A 25,282-nucleotide genomic window follows, 5' to 3' on the forward strand; every position below is an offset into this window, starting at 1 on the left:
TGTCTCACATCGAAGTCGTTTCACCGCCCGTGGCGGACGAATTCACGGTGGACTCTCGTCCGGGTCCTCGACGGCGAGTGCCCACTGTTCGAGCCAGTCCCGCAGTCCACTGCTCGGGACGTCCAGGGTGTGGGTGTTTTCCGGCAGGCTTGGATAGCCGCCGACATCGTCCAGATCCGCGATCCAATAGTCGTACGGCGAATCGAGGCTGTCATTTCCGGCCCGATTTCGAATTTCGTTCACGATACGCTGATCGTTGCCCACTCGCTCGGCCGGGCGTGCACCGGCGTTCGAAAGGTTGTGAGACTCGACTTCACTCGACGACATGGCCGACAGACCACGCGGCCACAGCGGTTTTTCGTCTACCGTGCTCGGTTCGACGAAGGAGACGTCCGAATCGAGTTGCGGGTCCGCCGTCGTGTTGTCCTCGGAATACACGGTTCCACTCCCCTCCACGATGGATTCACCGGGGGCCATGAGACCGGTGTATCGGTTCCCGACCCACGTCGTCTCGGCGGAACTATCCGTGGTCGAGGCTTCGTCGAAGAAGTACGTGAAGTTGTTGACGACGACCGACCGTGTCTCGCTTTTGAGTCTCGGGATCCGGTTTCGGGCCTTGGACCAGACGTTGCCGAGTAACGCGACGTGGTCCGCCCCATCGCCGACGAGCGTGCAGTAGTTGTGGTCCGATCCATCGCCGTAGGGATCGTACAATCCTTCGTAGATCAGGTTGTTCGTGTAGGTCGTGTTGTCCGTGTCGTATCCGACCGACATGCACTCGTCGACGCCCCACGAGGCGCTCACGTGGTCGACGACGTTGTTGGTCGTCCCGTCTTGTGTGTTCAGCGAGTCGTTGCCCTGGATGTCGCCGTCGGGACCGGGTCCGACGCGCGAGCGAACGTGTTGAACGACACAGTTGTCGGCGTCGATCTGTACCGCGCCTTTGATGAACGTAATGCCGGGTGACGGGGCAGTCTGCCCCGCGACCCAACAGTGGTCGTTCGTGATTTTCAGCGTCTCCCCGCCGAGATCGATGGTCCCGCTCGTCTCGAAGACGACCACGCGTGGCCCACTCGCGGTGAACGCGCTCTCGACGGCGCTTCGGGTCGCCTCCGTGACCGTGATGACCTGTGCGTCGTCATCGAACCAGTCGGTCGAGGCGAACCCGTCGTCGAGGTCGAACGCCGGCCCGTCGCTAGCCCTCGCCCTCACGTCGGTTGTCGTTGCTGTGACAGCGTTCGTTGCAATCGCTGCCGTACCGATACTACCCGCTCCGAGCGCACGGAGGAACGTGCGCCTGTCTGGCGTCATTGTTGTAACACCAGATCTGTATTCACAATATGACTTAATAAAATTTTTCTAGAAAATAATCTAATTTATCTATGCTACACATGTAATTCGAGTTGCCCTAAGAGGTTCGACGCCCCGCACCCGACGCGTCTTTCAGCTGATGACTCACCATCGAGTTCGGGCTACTCCCGTCGAATTGGGCGACCCAAGATCGTTATTCCGCTTCGAGGTTCCCCTTCGTGTCCCAGATTCGCATCATCATGTCGGCGAACACGGACGTTCGAAGCGGATAGCCGTCGTCGTCCGTCTCGTCGAGTGGGACGGAACTGACGTTCGCGACGAACTCCTTGTCGTAACTCAACTCGGACAGCGTTTCCGGGACGTCGAACGTGAACGTCCCATCCTCGTCGGCACCGGACCAATCCGCCGCTCGCTGGCGTTCGTCGTACTCGATACTGTACATCTCTCCGCCGACGAGTTCGCAAATGTCGTCCATCGACCCGACTTCCATCCAACCGTCGCCGGTTTCGATGTGGAGCGTGCGATTTCGAACGTCCGTCTGATATCGCTTCATGGTAGCACCTTCCGAGGCTATTGTCTTAATCGCTACGGGAGTCGAAGGGTCTTCGTTCAATCGATTACCAGTTAGAATGCGACGACGGCCGACTGCGGCCACGACTACGACCGTCTTTACCGTCTCATCGCCAATGCTGAACGAAAACTCGTTCGCGAGAAGGGAACGTTTTCCCGATGAGATCTATCTGCGCCCCGAGTAAACCCTCGGGATCTCACCGACGAGTGGAGAACTCGAACGATACGATTACCGACGTAGGCTCACGCTTAGCGTCTCTTACACGAAAGATTGACCCTCTCATCGGGAAGAATCGATCCGAAGTATCGTCACCGTCGATTTGCCATTACACAACTATCTATGTAACAGCAATAGCGTTCCACGGCTCGTTTGCCTTTAGAGAACGGTAGACATCCGTGTGACAACGAGGATAATTGTTCATTCTCCCGTTTGAATCCCTCATTAACTGAAGAACATAATGACGTGTGGGGACGATACGAAAAGACACGTTCGTTTTCGACCGCATCTCCGTTCCCCTCTGGGGAACGATAATCCGAAAATCGGTCCACTCATGGCGGTTCTATTCGGGTGAAAGGGTTCATCGTAATTCGATGGTCTCGGGTATAGGTTGGTACATAAATGGTATTCAACTGAAAAAATATTTATAAACTATTGTGATTAGAAATATTCGGCGTTCGAATAATGATGCCAAATAGAAGAACGTTTCTCCGCGTTATCGGAGCTGGTAGTATCGGTGCGACGACAACAATGCTAACGAGTGGGGTGGCAGCGGCGGCGACCACCATCACCATCGAAGGAGGTGGTGCAGACATTTGGGACACGGCGGACGCGTTCCATTTCTACTACGACTCGACGAACGGCGATTTCGACGTAACGGTTCACAACACAGAACTGGAATGGACCGACGCCAACGCGAAGACGGGTCTCATGGTCCGTCCGACGCTCGATCCGGACGCGAAAAACGTGATGCTCCGCCGGACACCAAACGGCGACGCGTCGTTGCAGTGGCGTCCGGAATCCGGTGTCGAAACCCTCAGTACGACCTCGGGCGGGGAGGACAAAAGCGAAGTCGACGGCGGAAGCATTTCGGCCGAGTGGTTGCGACTGACACGGACGGGTGAGACGATTTCGGCCTATGGATCCTCCGACGGCAGTGATTGGACACGTATCGCCCAACTTACCGCGGACGATGTCGATCTTCCCACGCAGGCGTACGTCGGGATTCCGGTGACGAGCCATAGCCCGGGAACGCTCTGTACTGCGCGGCTTCGGGATCTGTCGGGAATTTCTCCGGACGCTCATCGGGACGTGGGTTCCGTGGAGGTCTCGGGGAGCGTCTCGGTCGAGGAGGGCGTCCCCTACGTCTCGACCGAACCGGTAACTGACGTACGAGCGACGTCGGCGACCCTCAATGCTGAGCTAACTGACTTGGGTGGAGCGGAGTCGGCTACCTGTTACTTCGAGTATCGTGAGGTACCGACCGAACGGTGGAAACGGACCGACTCCCGACAGCTTTCTTCGTCCGGGTCGTTCAGTATCGAGTTGTCGCGACTCACGAGTCGCCGCTACTATCAGGTTCGCGCGGTCGTCAACACGAGCGACGGCGATTCGTTCACTTCCCCGCCGTTCACGTTCGGAACACCGAGCTTTTCCCGTGGCGATGGCGGCCAATGGGATGGTCCGAGAAGCAAATCCCACTTCGAACCGGACGACGGGTTCGCTGATCCCGCTCCATGGCTGAACGACGACACACCCATCATCAAGATAACGAAGCCGACGCGTCGACAGTTGGAGACCGCACTCAACGTGGACGGACCGCGCGTGGTCGTCTTCGAGACGAGTGGGACCATCGACCTACACGCCGAGCGACTGACAGTCTCCAACGACCAACTGTATCTCGCGGGACAGACTGCCCCGTCCCCTGGGGTCACGCTCATTCGTGGCGACCTTTGGGTCGTCGCGAACGATTGTGTGATTCAACATCTCCGCGTCCGCCCGGGGGACGCGGGACAGGACGTCGGCTGGGAGCCTGACGGCATCAACACCGGCGACGGCACCGAGAACAACGTGATAGACCACTGTACGACGACGTGGTCGGTGGACGAGAACCTCTCGGTGGGCTACGACACGAACGATACGACCATGTCCAACTGTCTGGTCGCGGAGGCGCTCCGCGACGCCACCCACCACAAGGGCGAACACAACTACGGCTCTTTGATCGGCAACGGGGCCGAGAACGTGGCGATGATGGGTAATCTCTGGGCGGACAACATCGACCGCAACCCTCGCCTGAAGGAGGGAACGAGAAGCGTGGTCGTGAACAACCTCGTCTTCCACTTCAAGGACGGCGCATGGCTCGATCCGGATACGAAAGCGAGTATCGAGGGGAACGTCTACCGACACCCCATCAACGACAAGCCGAAAATCTTCGGCGATGGGGAGGCGTACATCCACGACAACGACTTGAAATCCGATGCACCGGGCGAACTCGTCGGGGACGGTATCACGGTGCTCGACGAGCGACCCCTCTGGCCCGACGGCCTCGGCCCGTTATCGTCCGACGACACCGTTCGGCACAACTTCCGGAACGTCGGTGCGCGACCGGGTGACCGAACCGAACACGACGAGCGCATCCTCCGAAAGGTCGCTCGCGGCGAAGGGCAGTACATCGACAGCCAGGAGGAAGTCGGCGGCTATCCCGAGTTACCCGAGAACACGCATCACGTATGGGTTCCGCAGTGTAACACCCGTGCGTGGCTTCGAATGTGGGCATGGTTGGTCGAGTGACGGGTTGCACGCTAGCCGAACGGTAACCTAGCTTTCCACGGTTGACGGAAGACGACGGTCCGAATCGACGCAACGTTTATTCCCCTCGTCCGAATCCGTCCGAGTGATGCAAGACTTGGAATCCTCCCGCTTCGACGTTCGGGAGTACGATGCCGTCGGCGACGGAACCGAACTCGACACCGAACCGATCCAGACAGCGCTCGACGCGTGTGCCGAGACGGGCGGAACGGTACACGTGCCGCCGGGCGAGTATCGAACGGGACCGCTTCGAGTCGGTGACGACACCACGCTCCACATCGATGCCGGGGCGACGCTTCTATTCGTCCGCGATTACGAGGCGTTTCCCACCGTCGAAAGCCGATGGGAAGGGTGGAACCAGTTCGGATTCCACCCCTGCCTGCTCGTCCGGGACGCGCGGAACGTCGAAATCACGGGAAGAGGAACCATCGACGGGCAGGGTGACTATTGGTGGTCGTTCTACGACACCCCGGAATCGGAGTATCCGGACGGCCTACGGACGCGACTCGCCGAATTCGACGAGCGGAACGACAAGAAAGACGACGTCAGCAGTTTCACTTTACGCCCGCCGCTGTTCCAAGTCACCGAATCCGAGAACGTCTCCGTCTCCGGAGTTACCCTTCGGAATTCGCCGTTCTGGAACACCCACATCGTCTACTCGGAAAACGTCACCGTCCACGACGTGAACATCGAGAACCCCGCCGATGCTCCGAACGGCGACGGTATCGATATCGACTCCTCACGGCACGTGAGAATAAGCGACACCTACGTCAACGCTGGTGATGACGCCATCTGCATCAAGTCCGGCAAGGACGAGGAGGGGCGGACGGTCGGCGAACCGGCGTCACAGATCACGATCACCAACTGCACCGTCGAGGCTGGTCACGGCGGCGTCGTCATCGGAAGCGAGATGTCGGGTGACGTGCGCGATGTCACGGTCTCGAACTGCACGTTCACGGGAACCGACCGTGGCATCCGTATCAAGACCCAGCGCGGTCGCGGCGGCGTCGTGGAGGACCTGCGCTTCGACACCATCGTCATGCGCAGCGTCGTCTGCCCGTTCGTCATCAACGGCTACTACTTTACCGACATCGACAGCGACCCGATTTCGGTGGACGAATCGACGCCGATGGTCAGAAACGTCCATTTCCATAATGTGACCGCGCGTGACGTCTCCTTTGCCGGGTTCTTCGCAGGGATTCCCGAGCAACCCTTCGAAGGGATTTCGTTCTCGAACGTCCGCATCGACGCTACCCGTCCCCTCGACGCCACCGACATCTCCCCCGCGATGGCCGAGAATTACGAGGCCTCTCACACGTTCTTCTGCAAGTCGCTCGCGGACGTCTCCTTCTCCGACGTGGAAATCCGAACGGCCGGAGTCCCCGCGATGGAATTCGAGGAAACCGACCTCGTTTCGATAGACGGTCTTCGTTTCCGGGGAGATGTACCGTCACCGGCGGTTGCCGTCACGGACGTCGGCCGGACCCGAATCAGCGGTTGTGCCGCTCATCCGTCCGAACGGCCGTTCTTGGAAGTGAACGGACCTGGAACTCGAACCGTCTCGCTTCACGGAAATCACGGCCCGATATCCGATCGTGTCGATATCGACGAAACGGCGACGAACGTGACGGTCGATTCGTCGTAACATCACGGTATCGGCTGATGCCACAACGGTGGTTGCCGCGAGTCGTTCCTCGTAGGGGAACATACTCCGGAACCCACGGCGTGTCGAGGTGTGCGGAATCGGTAGAAACCCATCACGGACGTGGTTTGAGAAACCGGTGGACAACACTCTTATACTCGTTTCGCAAACGTCCACCAGTAGACGATGGTTGAATCAACGAATTCTGGAGATGTACTCCGTGTGGGGCTTGTCGGCCTCGGTAGTCTCGGCATTCGTCTCGGTCGTGAGTTTCACTCGCATCCGGACGCAGAACTCGTCGCACTCGCGGACGTGAACGAGGAGAACCTCGTCGCTGCGGGCCGCGAGCTCGACGTTCCGACGGAGGCACAGTACGCACGCTACCGAACGATGCTAACTCAGGAGTCCCTGGACGCGGTCGGAATCGCGACGCCAAACGGCCTTCACTTCGATCAGGCGACGACCGCCCTCGACCACGACCTGCACGTCCTCTGTGAAAAGCCGCTCGCGACGACGATAGAGGATGCACGCGACCTGTTGGAACGAGTCGAGGAGAGCAACCGAGTGACGATGCTCGGCTATCAACGTCACCTCAACCCGGCCTTCATCGCCGGACGGGAACGATGGGCGCTCGGTGACCTCGAACCCACGTTCATTACGGGTGAAATCACTCACGACTGGCGGGACTACTACGAGGAGATGACCGACTGGCGAATGGATCCCGAACTGAGCGGCGGTGGTCATCTGTTGAACGTCGGAACTCACATCATCGATGCCATCCTCTGGACGACGGGACTGACCCCGACGCACGTAACGGCGACCGTCGAGTTCCACGACGACGAACAACTGTTCGACAAGCAGTCGTCCATCATCGTCGAGTTCGAGGGCGGAGCGGTGGCGAACATCGCGGATACGGGAATCGTCCCCCGAACACGCGAACATATCCATATCTGGGACGACGATGGTGCGGTGTACTTCGAAGGACGCGAATGGGACGAACGGACGTCGTACACTATCGACGCGGAGGGAGTCGAACACGACCCGCGCCACAGCGACGGAAAGAGCAAAGCCGACGCGTTCATCGAATCGATCGTCGACGATACCGAACCCCCTTCGACCGCCCGTGATGCGTTCTGGGCGACCGTCGTCACGTTGGCGGCCTACGAATCCGGCCGTCGAAACGAACGACTCGCGCTCACTGATTTGTATCCGTTTCTCGCCGATATGCCGCGGTAGCGAGGACGGAATATCACTCTTGCTCGCTGGGCCGAAGGATAAAAGGACGTTTTCGTGAGGAATAAATATATATAGGTTGATTCATATGGTATTGCCATGCCAGACTCTAACAACTGGCGAAGAGGCATCAGTACGAGGCGAAACTTCATTAAATCGGGTGCAGTCGGTGGAGCGGCGTTGCTCGCCGGTTGTTCCGGTGGTGGAGACGAACCGACGCCGGGCACCGATGGTGGAAACGGTGGCAACGGTGGCAACACGAACGGAAAGCGATTCCGGGTATTCGATCCACTGACCAGCGGTGCCACGCCGTCGGAACGTCACTTCAACCCGTGGAACCCGACACAGACCGGCTGTTGGCACCCGGGAGCATGTATCTTCGATCGGCTCGCGGTGTACAGCCCGACGCAGAACGAGGCGTACCCGTTGATGGCCGAATCGTGGAAAATGCCGGACGACAAGACCCTCGAAGCCACCTTCAGCGACAAGTGGACGTGGCACAACGGGGATAAGTTCGTCGCCCAGGATTGGGTCATGCAACAGGAGATCGAACTGGCGCTCCAGAAAGCTTCGGACGAAGGTGGTAAACCGCTCGTCAAGTCGGTCAAAGCGGTCGACGACCACCACGTGCGGATCAATCTGAACGACCCGCTCTCCGAAATCTTCGCCGTCCAAAATACGATCGGAATTTACAACGGTAACTTGGCGCGTGGCGTCTTCACCAAACACGACGACCCGAAGTGGAGCAAATGGCACAAGAAGCTCACGACCGGCTCTGAAAGTGAGAAGAAAGCAGCCATCGAAGAGATCACGACGGCGAAATATCCGATGATCACCGACGACCCGATCGGTCACGGACCGTTCAAAATCAAGGACGTCGGCGACGATATCATCGTCATGGAGAAGTACGAGGATCACCCCAACGCCGACAACATCAACTTCGACGAGTTCGCGCTCAAACTGTTTTCGACCAATCAACCCATCCAGCCGTACTCGGCCGGGAAGATCGATGCAACACACAAGGGGTTCCCGGTTCAGGACGACCTCAAAAGCAAGCTTCCGAAGGAAAACAAATTGTTCCGGGAAGGTCGGTCAAGCAACAAACTGTTCTCGTTCAACTGCGGGCACGGCGTCGACTACGACTCGCCGGTCAACAACGTCAACGTTCGCAAAGCGGTTTGCCACGTCTACAGTCGGAAACAGACCGAATCGCTGCTCCAAGGCGTGAACCGGACGTTCGATTGGGCACCGTGCCGCGTCCCGGGAAAGGTGTTGAGCAGGGGCAAAGACGAGACCGCCGAGTGGGTCAAGGACTTCACGAAGTACGGCGAGAACGATACGAAGCGTGCTGCTGAACTCCTTCGCCAAGAGGGATACACGAAGAGCAACGGCAAATGGATGACCCCCGATGGAAAGCGGTTCAAACTCTCCATCATGAACGGATCCGACCGACAGGACATCCAAGTGCTCAAGCAGAACCTGAAAGACTTCGGCATCGACACGAAACAGGAGCAGGTCGACGACGCGACGTTCGACGACCGCCGCAACAAAGGGAAGTATGATATCATGCCCGACGGGTCGTCCTCGAACGGGATCACTGCGATGTGGGCGACCGATCTGGTCATCGATTGGCTCCAATCCATCCTTCACTTCGCCCCCGAGAGCGAGATTCCGATGCCGATCGGCGACCCCAAAGGTTCGAGCGGGACGAAGACCATCAACATCGAACAACACATTCGGAAGTGGCAGTCGACGGGCGACTCGAAATACCATCACGAACTGATGTGGTGGTGGAACCAAACGCTCCCCGAGGCGGAGATGTTGTACCAACCCGACGCCGGTGCGTACAACGGTGCACACTGGGGACTCGACGTCAAACCCGGCATCAAAAACGGTGTCGACGACGCGCTCTATATCGCACCCAAGATGGCCGACGGTACGCTGAAGTACAAAGGATAGCGGTGAGAGTTGGGCACCAACCAACCCGTTCCCATATCAACCCGGGTTCCCAACCCAACGGACGTTTCGGAACTCGTAGCGATGAGAACTGAATGTTTAATACAACGGATTCATACATACAGCTATGGGACTACTTCGAACGGCATCGAGAACGGTGCTCGGCATCGACATCCTCTTTCTCCTGTTGTTGGGGTTCTCGTTTCTCTATCTCGAACCGGGGACCGGACCATACGTGACTGCGACGGTGACGCTCATCCCCATCGTTTTCACGTTCGTCATGAGCGTGGTGGTACTCTACACCGGGTGGGAACCCTTCGAATGAACCGACCGCCGAGGGACCGTGCACGAAGCGACTCATTCATATATTAATATATACATAATTATAGTAACAATATGGGATAAATTGATTATGAAGCTCTCGAAACGGCTTGCATACGTGTAACATGGTAAAGATAGACTGGCGTGTACGAAGAGTAGGACAAGCGCTGTTCACGGCGTGGGCGGTCACTACCCTGTCGTTCGTCCTCGTGCGGCTATTGCCGGGGAACCCGATGGGAGCGATGGTGCGAAAGTTGCAGCGGCAAGGCGTCAACCCGGCTCGCGCTCGGGATATCGTCGAGCTTCGAATGAGCGTCAATCCGAGCGAACCGATACCGATCGCGTACGTCCACTACATGGCGAACATGATACAGGGCAATCTCGGCGTGTCGACGTACTATTCCGACCCCGTTGCCCAGATCATCGCGAACACGCTGCCGTGGACGCTGTTCGTCTTGAGTTGGTCGCTGTTCATCAGCTTCTTCATCGGCGTCATGGTGGGCGCATTGATGGCGTACTGGGAAGGCGGAAAGCTGGACGTCGGACTGACTTCGTGGGCAATCCTCATGGGTTCGGTTCCGTTCTACGTGTTGGCGTTTCTGCTCTTGATGGCGTTCTCGTATCGGCTCGGATGGTTCCCGACTGGTGGCAAGCAACCGACGGGCGTCCCGGTCGGGTTCAACTGGCTGTACATCAAAGGGATAATACGCCACGCCGCGTTGCCGGTTATGTCCATGCTCGTTGCCTCGGGCATCGCTTCGCTGGGAATGCGCGGGAACTCCATTCGCGTTCTCGGGTCCGACTACCTCCGTGTGGCCCGTCTTCGCGGACTCTCCGATATAACCATCTCGACGCAATACGTCGCGCGAAACGCCGTCCTCCCGATGTACACGACGCTGATGATCAGCATCGGGGAGATGTTCGGCGGTTCCGTCGTCCTGGAGAAGGTGTTCCAATACCGGGGCATCGGCTACTACACGCTGTCGGCGTTCTATCAGCGCGACTATCCGCTGATGATGGGCGGGTTCGTTCTCATCACGGTGGCGGTCGTACTCGCACTGCTGTTCGCCGATCTGACGTATTCGTTGATCGATCCGCGCGCGGGAGGGCAGAACAGTGAATCGTACTGAATATGACACACAAACGAACGATGAGAATCTACAAACGAAATTACCGACTGTACCGACAGAGGAGGGTCAACGATGACTGACCCGCTGAGAGAGGCAGTGTCGTCTAGTGACGACCAACGAAACGAGAGCGCCGTTCGCACGGACGGCGGGAACGTTAACTCTCCATTCGAGGTGGTCTCACAGTACGAGGAGACCCGACGCGACCGATATCGAAAGCTGTACGATGCCTACATTCACGCACCGTTCGAGATCATCAAGCGTGACCGCAGGGCACAGATCGGATTCACCATCCTGTTGGTCTACGTGCTGATGGGGACACTCGGAACGGTCTTTATCGAGCCGACGAAGGTGGCGGAGGGACCGGCGCTCGTCAAACCCTTCCAGAACTGGCAGTACCCTCTCGGGACCGACAAGATGGGACGCGACCTGCTCTCGCAAGTGGTCAACGCGACCCAGACGATGCTGAAGATGATTACGTCCGGAGCGCTCTTCACCGTCGTCGTCGGAACCGTCGTCGGCGGCATTGCGGGCTACAAGGGTGGCCGGGCCGACACGATTCTCAGTTCGATTACGGACATCTTCATCAACATCCCCGCGTTCCCGCTCGTGATGGCGCTGGCTCTCTTGCTCGACATCAGCGGTAACCCGTACGTGATCGGCATCCTGCTGTGTATCGCGTCCTGGGGCGGTCTCGCGCGTGCCATCAGGTCACAGGTACTCACGCTCCGAGGGGAAGCGTTCGTCGAGGCGGCGCGAGCGATGGGAATTTCGACGCCAACTATCGTCTTCAAGGAAATCATTCCACATCTGATGCCGTACGTCGTGATCAACCTGACCAACGCGGCGCGGCGGGTCATCTTCGAGGCGGTGGCGTTGTACTATCTCGGTGTCCTCCCGTACGAGGACTTGAACTGGGGGACTACGCTGAAACAGGCTTACGACGCGAAGGCCCACATCAGACCCGAGGCGCTGCACTGGTTCCTCGTGCCGATGGCGGCGATCGTGTTCATCTCCATCGGACTGATCCTTCTAGGGCAGTCGCTCGACAGGGTGTTCAATCCGCGCGTCCGTGCACGTCACGAGAAGACGACCGCTGAGGCGGAAGCGCACGTGGGCGAAGAAGACGAATCGGCTGGTAGCATGACCAACGGAGGACTATAGACGATGACCGTTTCACAATCGAGCTATGAACTCGACACGGCGGAAGAATCGATCCTAGAGGTACGAAACGCGTCCGTCACGTTCGACATGGAACGTGGCGATTCGAACGTCCTGGACTCGGTGGACCTCGACGTACAGCGGAACGAGGTCCTCGGGGTCGTCGGGGAGAGCGGAAGCGGAAAGTCGATGCTCGCCTCGGCGCTCCTCGACGCCGTCGTCGACCCCGGGGTGCTCACGGGCGATATCACGTACCAGCCGAAACAAGGCGAACCAGTCGAGGTCCTCGATCTCGAAGGGCGCGATCTGAAGGAGTTTCGTTGGGAGCAGGTGTCCATGGTGTTCCAGGGGGCGATGAGTTCGTTCAACCCCGTTCGCTCGATTCGAACCCACTTCGTCGAGACGTTGAACGCTCACGATTACGACATCGACGAGGGAATGCAACGTGCACACCAACTCCTCGAAGACCTCTATCTCGACCCCGACCGCGTGCTGGATTCCTATCCGCACGAACTGTCCGGTGGGATGAAACAGCGGGCGCTCATCGCGCTGTCGCTCATTCTCGAACCGGAAGTGTTGGTGATGGACGAACCGACCGCGGCGCTCGACCTGCTCATGCAGCGGTCGATCATTTCGCTGCTCCAGAACCTCAAGGACCAGTACGACCTCACGATCGTCTTCATCACCCACGACCTGCCGCTGATCGCGGACTTGGTCGACCGTATCGCGGTGATGTACGCGTTCGAAATCGTCGAACTGGGGCCGATGAAGGAGGTATTGGAGGAACCGACCCACCCGTACACGCGACTCCTGTTGAAATCGACGCCGAACCTCGAATCGTCCATCGACGAGATGCGACCGGTCGAAGGAAGCGCTCCCGACCCCGTGAACGTTCCTTCCGGATGTTCCTTCCACCCCCGCTGTCCGCTCGCGGACGAGTACTGTGAGAAGGACGACCCGGAGGCATATCGGGTCAACGGCGACCATCACGTCAACTGTCACCACTGGGAAGACGCCGCCGAAACCATCCCGATGACGGAGGATTCGTCGTCGCTCGCCGGATTCGGCGAAAGCTCCGTCAGCGCGAGCGCCGGAACGGTCAGTTCCGACGGCGAACCGGTGGTGTCGATGCGAGACGTCGAAGTCCACTTCGAGAAGGAAAAGGGGTTCTTCGACATCTTCTCCGATGCGGACACCGTCAAGGCGGTCGACGGCATCTCGCTCGACATCTACGAGAACGACGCCATCGTTCTCGTCGGCGAGTCCGGGTGCGGCAAGACGACGCTCGGGAAGACGGCCGTCGGACTGCAGCGACCGACCGGTGGGAGCATCGAATACCGCGGACACGATATCTGGGACGTACGGGATTCGGGCGGGAGCGCCACCATCGCCTGGGAGGACGTCCGACGCTCGCTTCAGATCGTTCACCAAGACCCCGGTAGCTCACTGAACCCACACCGCCGAGTCAAAGCGGCCCTCGAAATGCCCCTCAAGCGGTGGAACGATGATCTAGACGGAAACGACCGGAAACAACGTATTCTGGGGCTGCTGGAACACGTCGGGATGTCCCCCGCCGAGGACTACTTCGAACGCTATCCTCACCAACTGTCCGGCGGCGAACAGCAACGCGTCGCCATCATCCGGTCGATGCTGATGAACCCCGACCTCATTCTCGCCGACGAACCGGTGAGCGCGCTCGACGTCTCGCTGCGCGTCGAGATGATGGACCTGATGATACAGCTTCAGGACATGTTCGACACGTCGTATCTGTTCGTTTCGCACGACCTCTCGAACGCGCGATACATCGCGGAAAAAACGGGCGGCCGTATCGGGGTCGTCTACCTCGGCGAACTCGTCGAGATCGGTCCGCCGGAGCAGATCATCCACAACCCGCAACACCCCTACACGCAAGCCCTTCGATGGGCGACGCCCGAACTCACCCACAACGAGGAGGAGACGGTCATCGAGGAGTCGCCGATCAGGGAGATCGACATCCCGGATCCCACCAACCCGCCGAGCGGCTGTCACTACCACACCCGGTGTCCCGAGGCGCGCGAAGTGTGCCGGACGACGGTCCCGGACTCGTACGATTCGGAGGACGACGAACGCCACCAAACGGCGTGCTTCCGCGTGCAAGACGATCACGAGTACTGGCACAGCGACTCCATCGTCGACGGGGACGACTGACCGCCGATCGATGGCGGATTGACGACGACCCGCTCTTCTCGGCTTTCTTTCCCACCATAGCTGTGCCGCGATCGGTACCGAACGACCTCGAACCAACCGAACGCTTAACCGCGGTTCGTCCGTGTAGTTAGTACCTCGCGATGCAGATCCACGACATCGAAACGATCCGATTCACGTACCGTTCGAGAAAGAGTCACGACGAAAGGGGTCACGCCCATCCCGGTGATCCATCCAAGCGGACTGGGACCATCACGCGCATACTCGTGGACGGCGGCCCGGACGGCTACTGTCCCGGTGGGACCGAGGAGGCGAACGACCTCGCGAGCACGTATCTCGTCGGCGAGGACCCACTCGAACGGGAGCGAATTTGGCGACGGCTCAACCGATCACAACGGCTTCACCGAGGCACGCTCACGGATTCGAACGTCGCTCGAATCGATTGTGCGCTGTGGGACGTCGCCGGAAAGCACTTCGACGTCCCCGTCTATCGGCTACTGGGTGGCCACCGGGAGCGGATTCCGGCCTACGCCAGCACGATGGTCGGTGACGACGACCCGGACGGACTCGGAACGCCGCAGGCGTACGCCGATTTCGCCGTCGAACTGCTCGACCAGGGGTATCGTGCCGTCAAACTCCACACCTGGATGCCGCCGTACGACGCGGACCCGGACCGCGTCATCGAGGCGTGTCGTGCGGTTCGGGAGGCGGTCGGCCCCGACGTCGGTCTCATGCTCGATTCGCACCACTACTACAGTCGAACCGAGGCACAGCGGATCGGACGTGCCCTTTCGGACCTCGATTTCAAATGGTTCGAGGAACCGATGGACGAACACTCGATGTCCTCCTACGAGTGGCTGACGGAGACCGTCGACGTTCCCGTCGTCGGACCGGAGACCGCGGAAGGGCAGATGTACACTCGTGCGGAGTGGATAAAACGCGACGTCGCCGACATCAGCCGTGTCGGCGTCAACGACGTCGGTGGGCTTACGCCCGCGATAAAGGTCGTTCACCTCTGTCAGTCGTTCAACGTCGCCTGCGAAGTCCACGGCGGAAACGCTCCGAACTTACACCTCCTGGGAGCGATGACGACGCCGGGCGAGTACTACGAACGAGGGTTGTTACATCCGAAGTTCGACTACGAGGCGGCGACGCCGTGGTTGACCGATATCGTCGACCCGTTGGACGACGACGGACACGTTCCCGTGCCCGACGATCCCGGACTGGGATACTCCTTCGACTGGGAGTTTCTCGAAGCGAACCGCATCGACGATTGAATCCGCCTCCCGTTCGCGTTACGTCTGGCAGATCAATCGGTGGTCTCTTCGAAACCCGCGTCGCGCCACGCCAATCCCTTTCCGACCGCCCCGACGCCGCCATCGACGGGAAGGTTGGTTGCCGTGATGAACGACGACTCCTCGGACGCAAGAAAGAGGATGGCGTCGGCGATTTCGCGCGGTGTCGCCGCACGTTTGAGGACACCGGGACCGTCGGCGTGCGGCGTCGTCTTCTCCGCGAAGAACCGGCGTGCCTCCGCTTCGTCGTCGGGGAGATGGTACTCCGTGATGACCCACCCCGGAGAGACGGCATTTACCCGGATTCCGTCGGCGGAGTGGTCACAGGCCATGTCTCGAGTCATCGAAACGAGTGCCCCTTTCGTCGCATCGTACTGCGACCACTCGGGCCGAGCGACCGACGCGCCGTTCGACGCGACGTTGACTATCGACCCGCCCGTCTCCATCAACGGAATCACGTGCTTCGCGCAGAACGCGACGCCTTTGAGGTTCACCGCGAGGATGCGGTCCCAACTCGTTTCGTCGGCCGACGTTACCGGTCCCGGAGCGGCGCGGACCGCGGCGTTGTTCACCAGGACGTCGACGTGTCCGAACCGATTCGATACTGTCTCTGCCATCTCCATCACCTGTTCCTCGTCGCCGACGTCGGCCGTTATGCCGACCGCTTCCCGACCAGTTCGGTCCTTCACCTTCGATGCCGTCGCCTCGGCGGCATCCGAATCCCAGTCGACTGCGACAACCGACGCGCCCGCTTCGGCGAGTCGAACGCACGTTGCCGCACCGATTCCGTTTCCGCCGCCCGTGACGACGGCGACAGCCCCTGCTAATCGTTCGCACATGACTGTTCGTTGGCCGTCGCGCGCATAACTACTTCGGTCGTTCGACGCGAAGCTACCGACCCCCCAACACACGGAAGCATCTCGTGGAAACCCACATATCCGTGCGGCGTGACGGGGGAGTATGGTCGATTCACGATCGGTGATGCTCGTGTGTTCATCGCCGGGTGATGGGACGGACAGCGTCGTTAGCTATCGGTTCGATGCCTCAAATGGGTCGGTGACGAAATCGGGAAGTTCACCCGCCGAAAACCCATACTATCTCGCGATCCACCCGACTGGGGAGTACGTGTACACGGTCGACCGGACTGCTGGTGGCCTCGTTTCCGCGTATCGGATCGACGACCCGGATGCGACCCTGACGCGACTCAATAGACGGCCGAGCGGCGGAGCAGGTCCCTGCTACGTGTCCATCGACAGTTACGGAAACTACGTCTACGTCGCGAACTACGGCGGTGGGACCGTCTCCTCCTTCCCGGTCGGTTCCGACGGCCGACTGGGGGTCGGCACGACTCTCGAATTCGGGGCTGAAGGACAGGATACTGCTTCACATCCCCACTCCATCGCGCCGGGGCCGACCGGTGGCGTCGTCTACGTTCCCGACTTAGGGCGTGATCGCATCGCCACCCTCTTTCACCGATCTGATGGGAATCTGGATTCGGCGTCGATTCCCGACGTGACGCTTCCGCCGGGAACCGGTCCGCGACACTTCGAGCGTCACCCGAACGGGCGTCTCCTCTACGTCGTCAACGAGATCGAATCGACGCTGACCGTGTTCGACGTACGGCCGGGGACGGGAGCGCTCCGAAACGTCGAAACGGTGAGCACGCTGCCGTCGTCGTTCGACGGCGAAAACCGGGCCGCTGACCTCCGTGTTCACCCGTCGGGACGGTGGGTGTACGGATCCAATCGCGGCCACGACAGCATCGCGTTCTTCGAAGTCGATCCGACGTCTGGCCGACTCGATGTGCAGAGCCACGTCTCCTCGGGTGGACGGACGCCCCGCACCATCGCGCTCGACCCGACCGGTCGATACCTCTTCGCCGCAAACAAGGACGGTGGCGGGGTGGCGGTGTTCGAACTGCATCCGGAAACGGGGCGACCACAGCCGAGGGATTCCGTAGCGGTGCCGAAACCCATGTGCGTTCGTTTCGTCCCGATTCGAGGGTGAAGACTTATCCCACCGCTACACGCAGTCAGCACTGTAGGTCCATGGAAACGTTCGAATCCGACGGACACGTCATCGTCCGTCTCGACCGCGGTGACTTGGCACTCGAATCGATCATCGACGCCTGTGAAACACACGACGTGGACACGGGCGTCCTCGTCTCGGGTATCGGAACGTTCAGCAACCTGAACATCCACTACGTGAACCGAACCGACCTTCCGGAGGACAAGACCGACCGGAACGTACACCTCTCGCTCGACGGTTCGTGGGAGGTGACGAACGTCGGTGGCCTCATCGCGGATGGTGAACCTCACCTGCACGTCACGGCGTTCAACGGCGACAGAACGGTGGGCGGACACCTCGAATCGGGGTGTGAAGTGAACATTCTCGGCGAATTCACCATCAGAAAAGTAGCCGACCTCTCGTTACATCGGCGACCGGGAGAGAACGCCGTCTCGCAACTGAAGCGCCGATGACCACGGTTTCGAGGTAGTGGGAAGTCTCCCGGTAGCATGCGGGTAGCCGAATCGCGACGAGAAGTAGTTCGAAACGTTCCGGGAACGCGAAATAGTTCGAGACGTCCCGGAATCGCCGCCACGCGTGGGCGGATGGTTCGTCGGTCGCTTACCGACGTTGCCACCAAATGAACGTGTACCCAACTACGCCGACGAGGAAAAGCGCCGCCCCCCAGGTGGCGCACATCGCCGCCCAGATTCCGGTGTTGATGAGGAACCCGATGACGAAGATGATGATTCCCAGCGTCGCGAGGGAGAGCGTGACCGAGTTTCTGATCGTCGAAAACAATTCCATCGAACGGCTAGTTCCGTCGTTGGTCTCGCCAGTTTTCTGAACTGAACTCATTGGTAGCGTGGTACGTAGTAACAGTATAAATCGGTTGGGGTGGGTCTCTTCGCTTTTCATCTCGGTGGATATCCTCCTCATTTCGTTTGTCATCACCAAAACCTTAGTATAGTGTCCGTCCGTTGCTGTCTCTGAGGATGTCGACAGACTACGGTAATTATATCGACGGAGACTGGACAGAATCAGCGTCGGGTGACACGTTTGCGGTACGTAATCCGGCGAACGAAACCAAAATCGTGGCGACGTACCAACAATCGACGGGTGACGACGCAAGAAGCGCGGTCGAGGCAGCAGTTGCGGCGCAGGACGAATGGGCTTCGACGCCCGCACCGGAGCGCGGTCGTATCCTGAAACGGACGGCAGACGCACTCGATACGCGCAAGGACGAACTGACCGAGACGCTCACCACGGAAGAGGGAAAGACCCTCGCGGAGGCCGGTGGCGAAGTACAACGCGCCATCGATATCTTCGATTACTACGCGGAGAAGACCCGTGACCTCGGCGGTACGATGAAAGCGGCGAGCGCCGCGAACAAGCAACTGTACACGAAACGCGAACCGCTCGGAACCGTCTCGCTCATCACGCCGTGGAACTATCCCATCGCCATTCCGGCGTGGAAGCTCGCTCCGGCCCTCGCGGCGGGGAACACGGTCGTTCTCAAACCCGCGTCCGCCGCACCCGGCGTCTCGTTGAAACTCGTCGAATGCCTGGAGGAGGCCGGATTGCCCGCCGGGGTGGTCAACTACGTGACCGGGTCGGGTAGCGACGTCGGAGGCCCCCTTACGGAACACGGTGCGGTCGACGCCGTGTCGTTCACTGGGAGTACGGCCATCGGGACGATGGTCGCCCAGACCGCGACCGAGGACCTGAAACGCGTGCAGTGTGAGATGGGCGGAAAGAACCCGACCGCCGTGATGCCGAGTGCCGACCTCGACGAGGCCGTAGACATCGTCGGTTCGGGCGCGTTCGGGGTCACCGGACAGGCGTGTACCGCCTGTTCCCGCGCCATCGTCCACGAGGACGTGTACGACGAATTCGTCGCGGGCATCGTGGACTACGCCGAATCGATCGAAATCGGGGACGGAGCCACGGACGTCGACATGGGACCACACGTGACCGAGAGCGAACTCGAAGGCACGCTCGAATACGTCGATATCGGCCTCGAAGACGGTGCGACCCTCGAAACCGGCGGCGACCGTCTCACCGGTGACGAATACGACAACGGACACTTCGTCGAACCGACCGTCTTCTCCGACGTCCGCGCCGACATGCGAATCGCCCAGGAGGAGGTGTTCGGACCGGTACTCGCAGTCATCTCGGTGTCGGACTTCGAGGAGGCGGTGGCCGTCGCGAACGGCGTGGAGTTCGGCCTGTCGGCCAGTATCGTCACGGACGACCTCTCGGAGGGACATCAGTTCATCGAGGACGTCGAGGCGGGCGTCGCGAAGGTGAACGAGAAGACGACCGGCTTGGAACTTCACGTGCCGTTCGGCGGCTACAAAGGGTCGTCGACGAACACGTACCGGGAACAGGGTGACGCCGGTCTCGACTTCTTTAGTTCCATCAAGACGGCGTATCTGAACTACTGAGGTTCGAACGAGTACGGTCGGGGAACACGGAATCCTATTCCGGGGGCGCGTCCCACTCCTCGCCGTCGTCCTGTGGGTTGTATCCGATCTTCGCGCGCGCGTGTTCGAGGTCGTACCACCGTCGTCGATTGTCGCTCACGCCGCTGAAGATATCGAATTCGACGGACTCGTCCTGTAGACAACAGTCGATCTGATGGGCGAAATCCCGCCGCGACTGCCACGTCGCTTTCATTCGCGCCACCTGTTCGTCGTACTCGGCGCTGTTTCGTTCCCACTCGCCCTCCTCGACGCCGATTTCCGCGTCACCGTAGGGATGGTCGTACTCCGGCATCCGCACGCTACAGATGCGAAGCGCGTAGAATCGCTTCGGGTACTCGTAGTTCTCGACGTAGTAGCGGCCGAGGTCCTCGCCGAAACTCTTGGATGCTCCGTAGTACGAATCGGGACGGACCGGATCGGTGTCGTCGATGACGAGGTCGTACGTGGGGGCGTACAACTCGGGTTTGTGCGCCTGTTCGTACATCCCCATGACGTGGTTCGTCGATCCGAAGACGAACGATTCGACCTCCGCTTCTCTGGCGGCTTCGAGCGCGTTGTACATGCCGATGATGTTCGGTTCGAGGATCTCCCCCCAGTCGCCGTCGGTGTACGGGTAGGCGGCGAGGTGGACGACGGCGTCCTGTCCCTCGAAGGCGTCTCGAACTTTTTCGTACTCGGCGATGTCGCCGACGACCGTGTCGTACTCGCCGTACGGGTGGTCGCTCGGTCTATCGGACCGGTTGAAGTACGTGAAGTCGTATTCGGGTCGGTCGTGAAGGTTATCGATGATGGCGGTTCCACAGCGTCCGTAGACACCGGTCACTACAACGTCCATGCTGGTACGATTGCGTGTTTGGCTATTAAATCAACTGGAACCGGCGGTCGTTCCAGCGACCGCCGATTGGTCTCAATCTCCGCCGACGATCATTCCAGTGACCACTGACGGACCTCGACCACCGTTGACGATCATTCCATCGCGGTCGTCACGAACCCGTCGAAGTTGAGGATAACCCGTTGTGTGACGTCGCCGAACAGGGCTTTCCCCGTGGGAGACCGTTTCTGTCCGGCGACGAACGCGTGATCACAGCCGTGTTTCTCCGCCACTTCGAGTACCGTACTCCCGAGTTCGTCCTTCTCCGTCACTTCGCCGACGACGTCGTAGCTCACGTCCTCGGATAGCGTCCCCAGCGTTTCCTCGGCAAACCGACGGCCGAAGCGCACGGCGGCCTCCTGTGCCGTGAACTCGCGATAGTTCGTCCGTTCAGTCTCCTCCACCGATTCGAGCGCATCGAGTTGCTCTTCGAACTGCTCCGGCGTTATCCAGGAAAACAGTATCAACTCGGCGTCGGAGTTGGCTGCGAACCGACCGGCCTCTTCGAGCAAGCGTCTGTGCATCTCGGTGTCGTCTAAAACGACGAGTCCTCGTTGCATGCTCACTGATGGAGTGGCATCGTAAATAAAACTATGTAGGGCCGAAAGATGGCCGTCTTCACTCAGTTCGATAGCGCTCGACCGTGTCTCGGTCGACCGAGATACCCAGTCCGGGACCCTGCGGGACGTCGAGGACTCCGCCGGACGGATCGAACGGCGTTTCGAGAATCTCGCTCCGAAGCGGGTTCTCGCTCCTGTCGAACTCCACCATCATCGGTTCCGGGATGTTTCGGGTGTGCGGGTAGGACGAGACGCTCGCGGCGAACTGCACCGCCGCGGCCATTCCGACCCCGCTGTTCCAGATGTGCGGTCGAACGGCGACGTTCTCCGTCGTGGCCATGTCCGCGATCAGTCGCGCCTCAGAAAACCCACCACATCGTCCGAGGTTGGGTTGAACGATGTCGACGGCCCGGTCGTCGATGAGGCGCTTGAACGCGAATCGTCCGTAGTGGGCTTCGCCTGCCGCTATCGGCGTGTCGATCCGGGATTTCACCTCGCGGTATCCGGTCTGGTTCTCCGGCGGTACGGGTTCTTCGATCCACGTGATATCGTACTTCTCGATGGCCCTCGCCGTCTTGACGGCTTGTTGCGGGCGATAGTTCCCGTTCATATCGACCATCAAGCGCGCATCGTCGCCGAGGAGTTGTCGTGCGATGCGGACCCGTTCGACGTCGTTGTCGAACCCACTTCCGATCTTTATCTTCGCGGCGGTGAACCCTTCATCGACGGCTTCCTGAATGGGTCGTTCGAGTGGCCGGTCCGCTTCGGTAAAGTACATCGTCGACGCGTACGGCGTCAGTGTCCGACACTCCGTGCCGCCGAGAAGCCGATGAACGGGTCGTCCGACCGTTTTCCCGATGATGTCCCAGAGGGCAACGTCGATGGCGCTGACGCAACTCTGCACGAACACGCTTCCGCCGAAGTGGTACGGGTCCGTGTACGACCGGTCGGCGAGCGACTCGACGTCGAACGGGTCCATCCTGACGACTTGGTCCCGAAACAGTTCGTCGATCGTTGCCGCCACGATGGGACCCGGAGCGAACGCTTCGCCCCACCCGATCGTTCCTTCGTCCGTTTCGATCCGGAGTAACGTCGTCGCACGCGTTCGTCCGAAGCCGCGAGCATCACCCACTCCCTCCCCTTCGGGAAGGCTCGTAGAGATGGGAATCGTCTCGACGTTCGTAACTTCCATGTGCTACCCTCCGAGTCGGGTAAGTTATAATTTATGTCACGCAGCGGTCGACGGCGGAACTCGTGGGAGGGAACATCCCATACAGACGGAGAATCAGAGGTCCTCGTCGTACCGGAACTCGGTCCACGGACCGTCGATGAACGGATACTCCTCGATGACATCGAGATCGACTTCCACGCCAAGTCCGGGGCCATCGGGGACCGTCAGAACGCCGTCCGTAACCGATGGCGTTCCGGTGATGATGTCGAACGCGAGGTCGAACGGGTACATTCCGGGGTCGACGTCCCCCCCGAGCAACGGGTCGCGCTCGAAGACGGGATATTCGAGCAGGTCTACCTCCGGGGCGGCGGCGACGAGGTGCGCGTTGGCGACGAGACCGAGCCACGTGCCGAAGTTGTGTGGGACGAATTCGACATCGCGGCCGCGACAGAACTCGACAGCCGACACACAGCCCGTGTACCCCTCGTGATGCCGGACGTCCCCCTGGAGGAAATCGACGGCCTCGGTTCGCCCGAGTTCGATGAGCCCGGCCGATGTCTCCTCGCTCTCACCGCCCGCGAGCGGTGCACCCGTGGCCGAGAGCTCGATGTATCCCGCCCTGTCGTCCGGTTCGACGGGTTCCTCTATCCAGTACGCCCCGCGCTCGCTCGCGTACTCGACCAGTTCCGAAACCGCCGCTTCCCCATACGCGTCACGGAGCTTCCACCACGTATGCGTGTCGAGCATGAACTCCATGTCGTCGACCGTTTCGGCGAGGCGGTCGATCGTCTCCCGATCACCGTCGACTCCGATTCCCGGTCGGTACTTGTACCCCATGAACCCGGATGCTTCGAGGGCCCGTGCCTGCTCGGCATATCCGGCCGGGTCCATGTACATACCCGCGCTCGCGTACATCGGTATCTCCGTCGTAGGGTCGCTTCCGAACTCCTCGGCCAGGAGTTCGTAGATCGGTGCGCCCAGTTCTTTCCCACGGAGGTCGTACAGCGCCACGTCGATCGCTGAGATCGCCTCGTATCGAAGCCGATCCGGGAGTCCGGTTTCGTGCAACAGTTCGTGCGCATCGGTGACCGCCTCGATGGATTCGCCGACGAGTGACTCGGACACGGCACCGTTAACGACGTCGGCGAACGTCGCCTGTGAATCTCCTTCGAAGTACTCCCGCATCGCGGAACTGCTCGCACCGGCGGTCGCGACGCCCCGTTCTCCGGTCTCGGTTTCGAGGACGACGAGAACGACATCGCGTTTGCGCAAGCGTCTGACTCCGCCGGAAAAACGACGGTCTTGTGGCGGGTCTATCGGGGACGAGAGTGCGTAGCCGCTAACGTTCGTAAGCCGCATGTACACCACTGCCGACCGCAGGACGATAAACCTCGGGGAATTTCTCGTTCGCACGCATCGGGGGATGGATGCCGAGTCGAATTATGAATGTCGGGTAAATTCTATTTTCAATCCGGACAGTCTACCCACTCATATGTCAAATTTGATTTTCATAGACGAAGATTTTATGCTGACGCGCTTAGATTCTCGAGTATGCCACTTTCCAACGATGAGGTGCGTCAGCACCTGCGTGGTGTCGCCGCTGGACTCCTTACACCGTTCGACGACGACCTCGAGGTGGAACACGAAAAGCTCCAAGAGAACGCGAGAAGTCTCTATGACGGCGGGATTCGGACGTTTTTGGCGTCCGCTAATATCAGCGAGTACCACTCCCTCTCACGGGACGAGCGGGTCGAAGTAACACGATCCAGCGTGGACGCGCTCCCTTCGGACGCCTGCATTCTCGCCGGTGTCGGCGGGAGTACGGAGGAAGCGAAGGATACCATCCGTAGTTACGACCGCGTCGGAGTCGACGCGATGATGATAATGCCCCCGGATCACTCGTACATCCACGAACAGGGGCTCATCCGATACTACGAGAAACTCGATGCCGTCGCCGATGCCCCCTTGGTCCCGTACGTCAAGGGGTTCGACCCCTCGGTCGAATACCTGCGGGATCTGACGAACGTCGATGGTGTTGTCGGGATCAAGTACGCCCTTGAGGACGCAGTCAAACTCGGAAGGGGCGTCGAAGCGGGTGCCGACGACGTCGTCTGGGTGGACGGTCTCGCCGAGCCGTTTGCCCTACCGTTCTGGAACGAGGGTATCGAAGGGTTCTCGGCGGGCGTCAGCAACTTCCGCCCGGAAATCGGACTCGCGTTATTCGATGCGCTTACTGCGGGCGACTGGGAGCGCGCGAGACGCATCCGCAACATCTGTGTGCCCTATCAAAACTTCCGCGAAGAGACCGGGAAGAACAACACGATAGCCGGAGCGATCAGCGTTTCAGCGGTGAAGAAGGGACTCGACCTCGCCGGATTACATGGCGGGAAGGTTCGTGAGCCGATCGAACCGCTGTCGCCCGCGGACGAGCGGACGGCGGAGGAGCTGTACGGTCAACTCGAAGACGACATCGAACGCCTCATCGCGGAATGACGGTCCGGTCGCAGTCGGCGAGAGTCATCTCTAGAACGATCACCGACTTCGACACGCGGACCTCCCCGCTGGCGGGATATCGAAGCGA

The 25,282-nt window shown here is 59.9% G+C and carries 21 protein-coding genes; 13 read left to right on the forward strand and 8 right to left on the reverse strand.

Annotation, left to right across the window (positions count from 1 at the left end; all coding sequences use genetic code 11):
* Positions 1 to 42: 42 nt before the first annotated feature.
* Both NKF25_RS12105 and NKF25_RS12110 read right to left on the reverse strand, forming a co-directional pair.
* Positions 43 to 1,311, reverse strand: a complete 1,269-nt coding sequence (locus tag NKF25_RS12105; protein ID WP_253226923.1) for a hypothetical protein — start codon at positions 1,309 to 1,311, stop codon at positions 43 to 45.
* Positions 1,312 to 1,504: 193 nt separating this feature from the next.
* Positions 1,505 to 1,864: a hypothetical protein gene (locus NKF25_RS12110; protein WP_253226924.1), complete on the reverse strand. Its 360-nt coding sequence runs from the start codon at positions 1,862 to 1,864 to the stop codon at positions 1,505 to 1,507.
* Positions 1,865 to 2,629: 765 nt separating this feature from the next.
* On the opposite strand from NKF25_RS12110, the gene NKF25_RS12115 reads away from it, so the two are divergent.
* The 9 genes from NKF25_RS12115 to NKF25_RS12155 all read left to right on the forward strand — a co-directional run bounded on the left by NKF25_RS12115 (position 2,630) and on the right by NKF25_RS12155 (position 15,588).
* Complete coding sequence (locus NKF25_RS12115) at positions 2,630 to 4,669, forward strand: pectate lyase (protein ID WP_253226925.1); 2,040 nt, start codon at positions 2,630 to 2,632, stop codon at positions 4,667 to 4,669.
* A gap of 106 nt (positions 4,670 to 4,775) precedes the next feature.
* The gene (locus NKF25_RS12120; RefSeq protein ID WP_253226926.1) at positions 4,776 to 6,332 is read left to right on the forward strand and encodes a glycoside hydrolase family 28 protein; all 1,557 of its coding nucleotides are present in this window, start codon (positions 4,776 to 4,778) and stop codon (positions 6,330 to 6,332) included.
* 219 nt (positions 6,333 to 6,551) lie between these two features.
* Positions 6,552 to 7,565: a Gfo/Idh/MocA family oxidoreductase gene (locus NKF25_RS12125; protein WP_253226927.1), complete on the forward strand. Its 1,014-nt coding sequence runs from the start codon at positions 6,552 to 6,554 to the stop codon at positions 7,563 to 7,565.
* Positions 7,566 to 7,661: 96 nt separating this feature from the next.
* Positions 7,662 to 9,521: an ABC transporter substrate-binding protein gene (locus NKF25_RS12130; RefSeq protein WP_253226928.1), complete on the forward strand. Its 1,860-nt coding sequence runs from the start codon at positions 7,662 to 7,664 to the stop codon at positions 9,519 to 9,521.
* Between the two features lie 124 nt (positions 9,522 to 9,645).
* Positions 9,646 to 9,843, forward strand: coding sequence for a hypothetical protein (locus NKF25_RS12135; protein ID WP_253226929.1), 198 nt, complete (start codon positions 9,646 to 9,648; stop codon positions 9,841 to 9,843).
* A gap of 121 nt (positions 9,844 to 9,964) precedes the next feature.
* Positions 9,965 to 10,969 (forward strand): ABC transporter permease, encoded by a 1,005-nt coding sequence (locus NKF25_RS12140; protein WP_253226930.1) that lies wholly within the window; start codon positions 9,965 to 9,967, stop codon positions 10,967 to 10,969.
* Between the two features lie 72 nt (positions 10,970 to 11,041).
* Entirely contained in the window at positions 11,042 to 12,130 is a 1,089-nt protein-coding gene (locus NKF25_RS12145) for an ABC transporter permease (protein ID WP_253226931.1), read from the forward strand.
* A 3-nt stretch (positions 12,131 to 12,133) separates the two neighbouring features.
* Positions 12,134 to 14,314 (forward strand): ABC transporter ATP-binding protein, encoded by a 2,181-nt coding sequence (locus NKF25_RS12150; RefSeq protein WP_253226932.1) that lies wholly within the window; start codon positions 12,134 to 12,136, stop codon positions 14,312 to 14,314.
* A 140-nt stretch (positions 14,315 to 14,454) separates the two neighbouring features.
* Entirely contained in the window at positions 14,455 to 15,588 is a 1,134-nt protein-coding gene (locus NKF25_RS12155) for an enolase C-terminal domain-like protein (RefSeq protein ID WP_253226933.1), read from the forward strand.
* A 32-nt stretch (positions 15,589 to 15,620) separates the two neighbouring features.
* Here NKF25_RS12155 and NKF25_RS12160 read toward each other — a convergent pair whose 3' ends face one another.
* Positions 15,621 to 16,445 (reverse strand): glucose 1-dehydrogenase, encoded by an 825-nt coding sequence (locus NKF25_RS12160; RefSeq protein WP_253226934.1) that lies wholly within the window; start codon positions 16,443 to 16,445, stop codon positions 15,621 to 15,623.
* Between the two features lie 121 nt (positions 16,446 to 16,566).
* Between NKF25_RS12160 and NKF25_RS12165 the strand changes: the two genes are divergently transcribed.
* Positions 16,567 to 17,613 (forward strand): lactonase family protein, encoded by a 1,047-nt coding sequence (locus tag NKF25_RS12165; protein ID WP_253226935.1) that lies wholly within the window; start codon positions 16,567 to 16,569, stop codon positions 17,611 to 17,613.
* Between the two features lie 41 nt (positions 17,614 to 17,654).
* On the forward strand, positions 17,655 to 18,086 hold the full coding sequence (locus NKF25_RS12170) for a PPC domain-containing DNA-binding protein (protein ID WP_253226936.1): 432 nt from the start codon (positions 17,655 to 17,657) through the stop codon (positions 18,084 to 18,086).
* 148 nt (positions 18,087 to 18,234) lie between these two features.
* On the opposite strand, the gene NKF25_RS12175 is transcribed toward NKF25_RS12170, so the two are convergent.
* Complete coding sequence (locus NKF25_RS12175) at positions 18,235 to 18,471, reverse strand: hypothetical protein (protein WP_253226937.1); 237 nt, start codon at positions 18,469 to 18,471, stop codon at positions 18,235 to 18,237.
* 137 nt (positions 18,472 to 18,608) lie between these two features.
* Between NKF25_RS12175 and NKF25_RS12180 the strand changes: the two genes are divergently transcribed.
* Positions 18,609 to 20,060, forward strand: a complete 1,452-nt coding sequence (locus NKF25_RS12180) for an aldehyde dehydrogenase family protein (RefSeq protein ID WP_253226938.1) — start codon at positions 18,609 to 18,611, stop codon at positions 20,058 to 20,060.
* Between the two features lie 34 nt (positions 20,061 to 20,094).
* On the opposite strand, the gene NKF25_RS12185 is transcribed toward NKF25_RS12180, so the two are convergent.
* From NKF25_RS12185 to NKF25_RS12200, 4 genes are all read right to left on the reverse strand, one after another.
* A complete protein-coding gene (locus NKF25_RS12185) occupies positions 20,095 to 20,934 on the reverse strand; it encodes an NAD(P)-dependent oxidoreductase (protein ID WP_253226939.1) in 840 nt (279 codons plus the stop codon).
* Positions 20,935 to 21,065: 131 nt separating this feature from the next.
* A complete protein-coding gene (locus NKF25_RS12190; protein ID WP_253226940.1) occupies positions 21,066 to 21,530 on the reverse strand; it encodes a universal stress protein in 465 nt (154 codons plus the stop codon).
* 58 nt (positions 21,531 to 21,588) lie between these two features.
* Positions 21,589 to 22,722 (reverse strand): mandelate racemase/muconate lactonizing enzyme family protein, encoded by a 1,134-nt coding sequence (locus NKF25_RS12195; protein WP_253226941.1) that lies wholly within the window; start codon positions 22,720 to 22,722, stop codon positions 21,589 to 21,591.
* A 93-nt stretch (positions 22,723 to 22,815) separates the two neighbouring features.
* Complete coding sequence (locus NKF25_RS12200) at positions 22,816 to 24,060, reverse strand: mandelate racemase/muconate lactonizing enzyme family protein (RefSeq protein WP_253226942.1); 1,245 nt, start codon at positions 24,058 to 24,060, stop codon at positions 22,816 to 22,818.
* 192 nt (positions 24,061 to 24,252) lie between these two features.
* Between NKF25_RS12200 and NKF25_RS12205 the strand changes: the two genes are divergently transcribed.
* Positions 24,253 to 25,194, forward strand: coding sequence for a dihydrodipicolinate synthase family protein (locus NKF25_RS12205; RefSeq protein ID WP_253226943.1), 942 nt, complete (start codon positions 24,253 to 24,255; stop codon positions 25,192 to 25,194).
* Positions 25,195 to 25,282 lie beyond the last annotated feature (88 nt).

The sequence above is a fragment of the Haladaptatus sp. AB643 genome (assembly GCF_024136975.1).
Classification (GTDB): domain Archaea; phylum Halobacteriota; class Halobacteria; order Halobacteriales; family Haladaptataceae; genus Haladaptatus.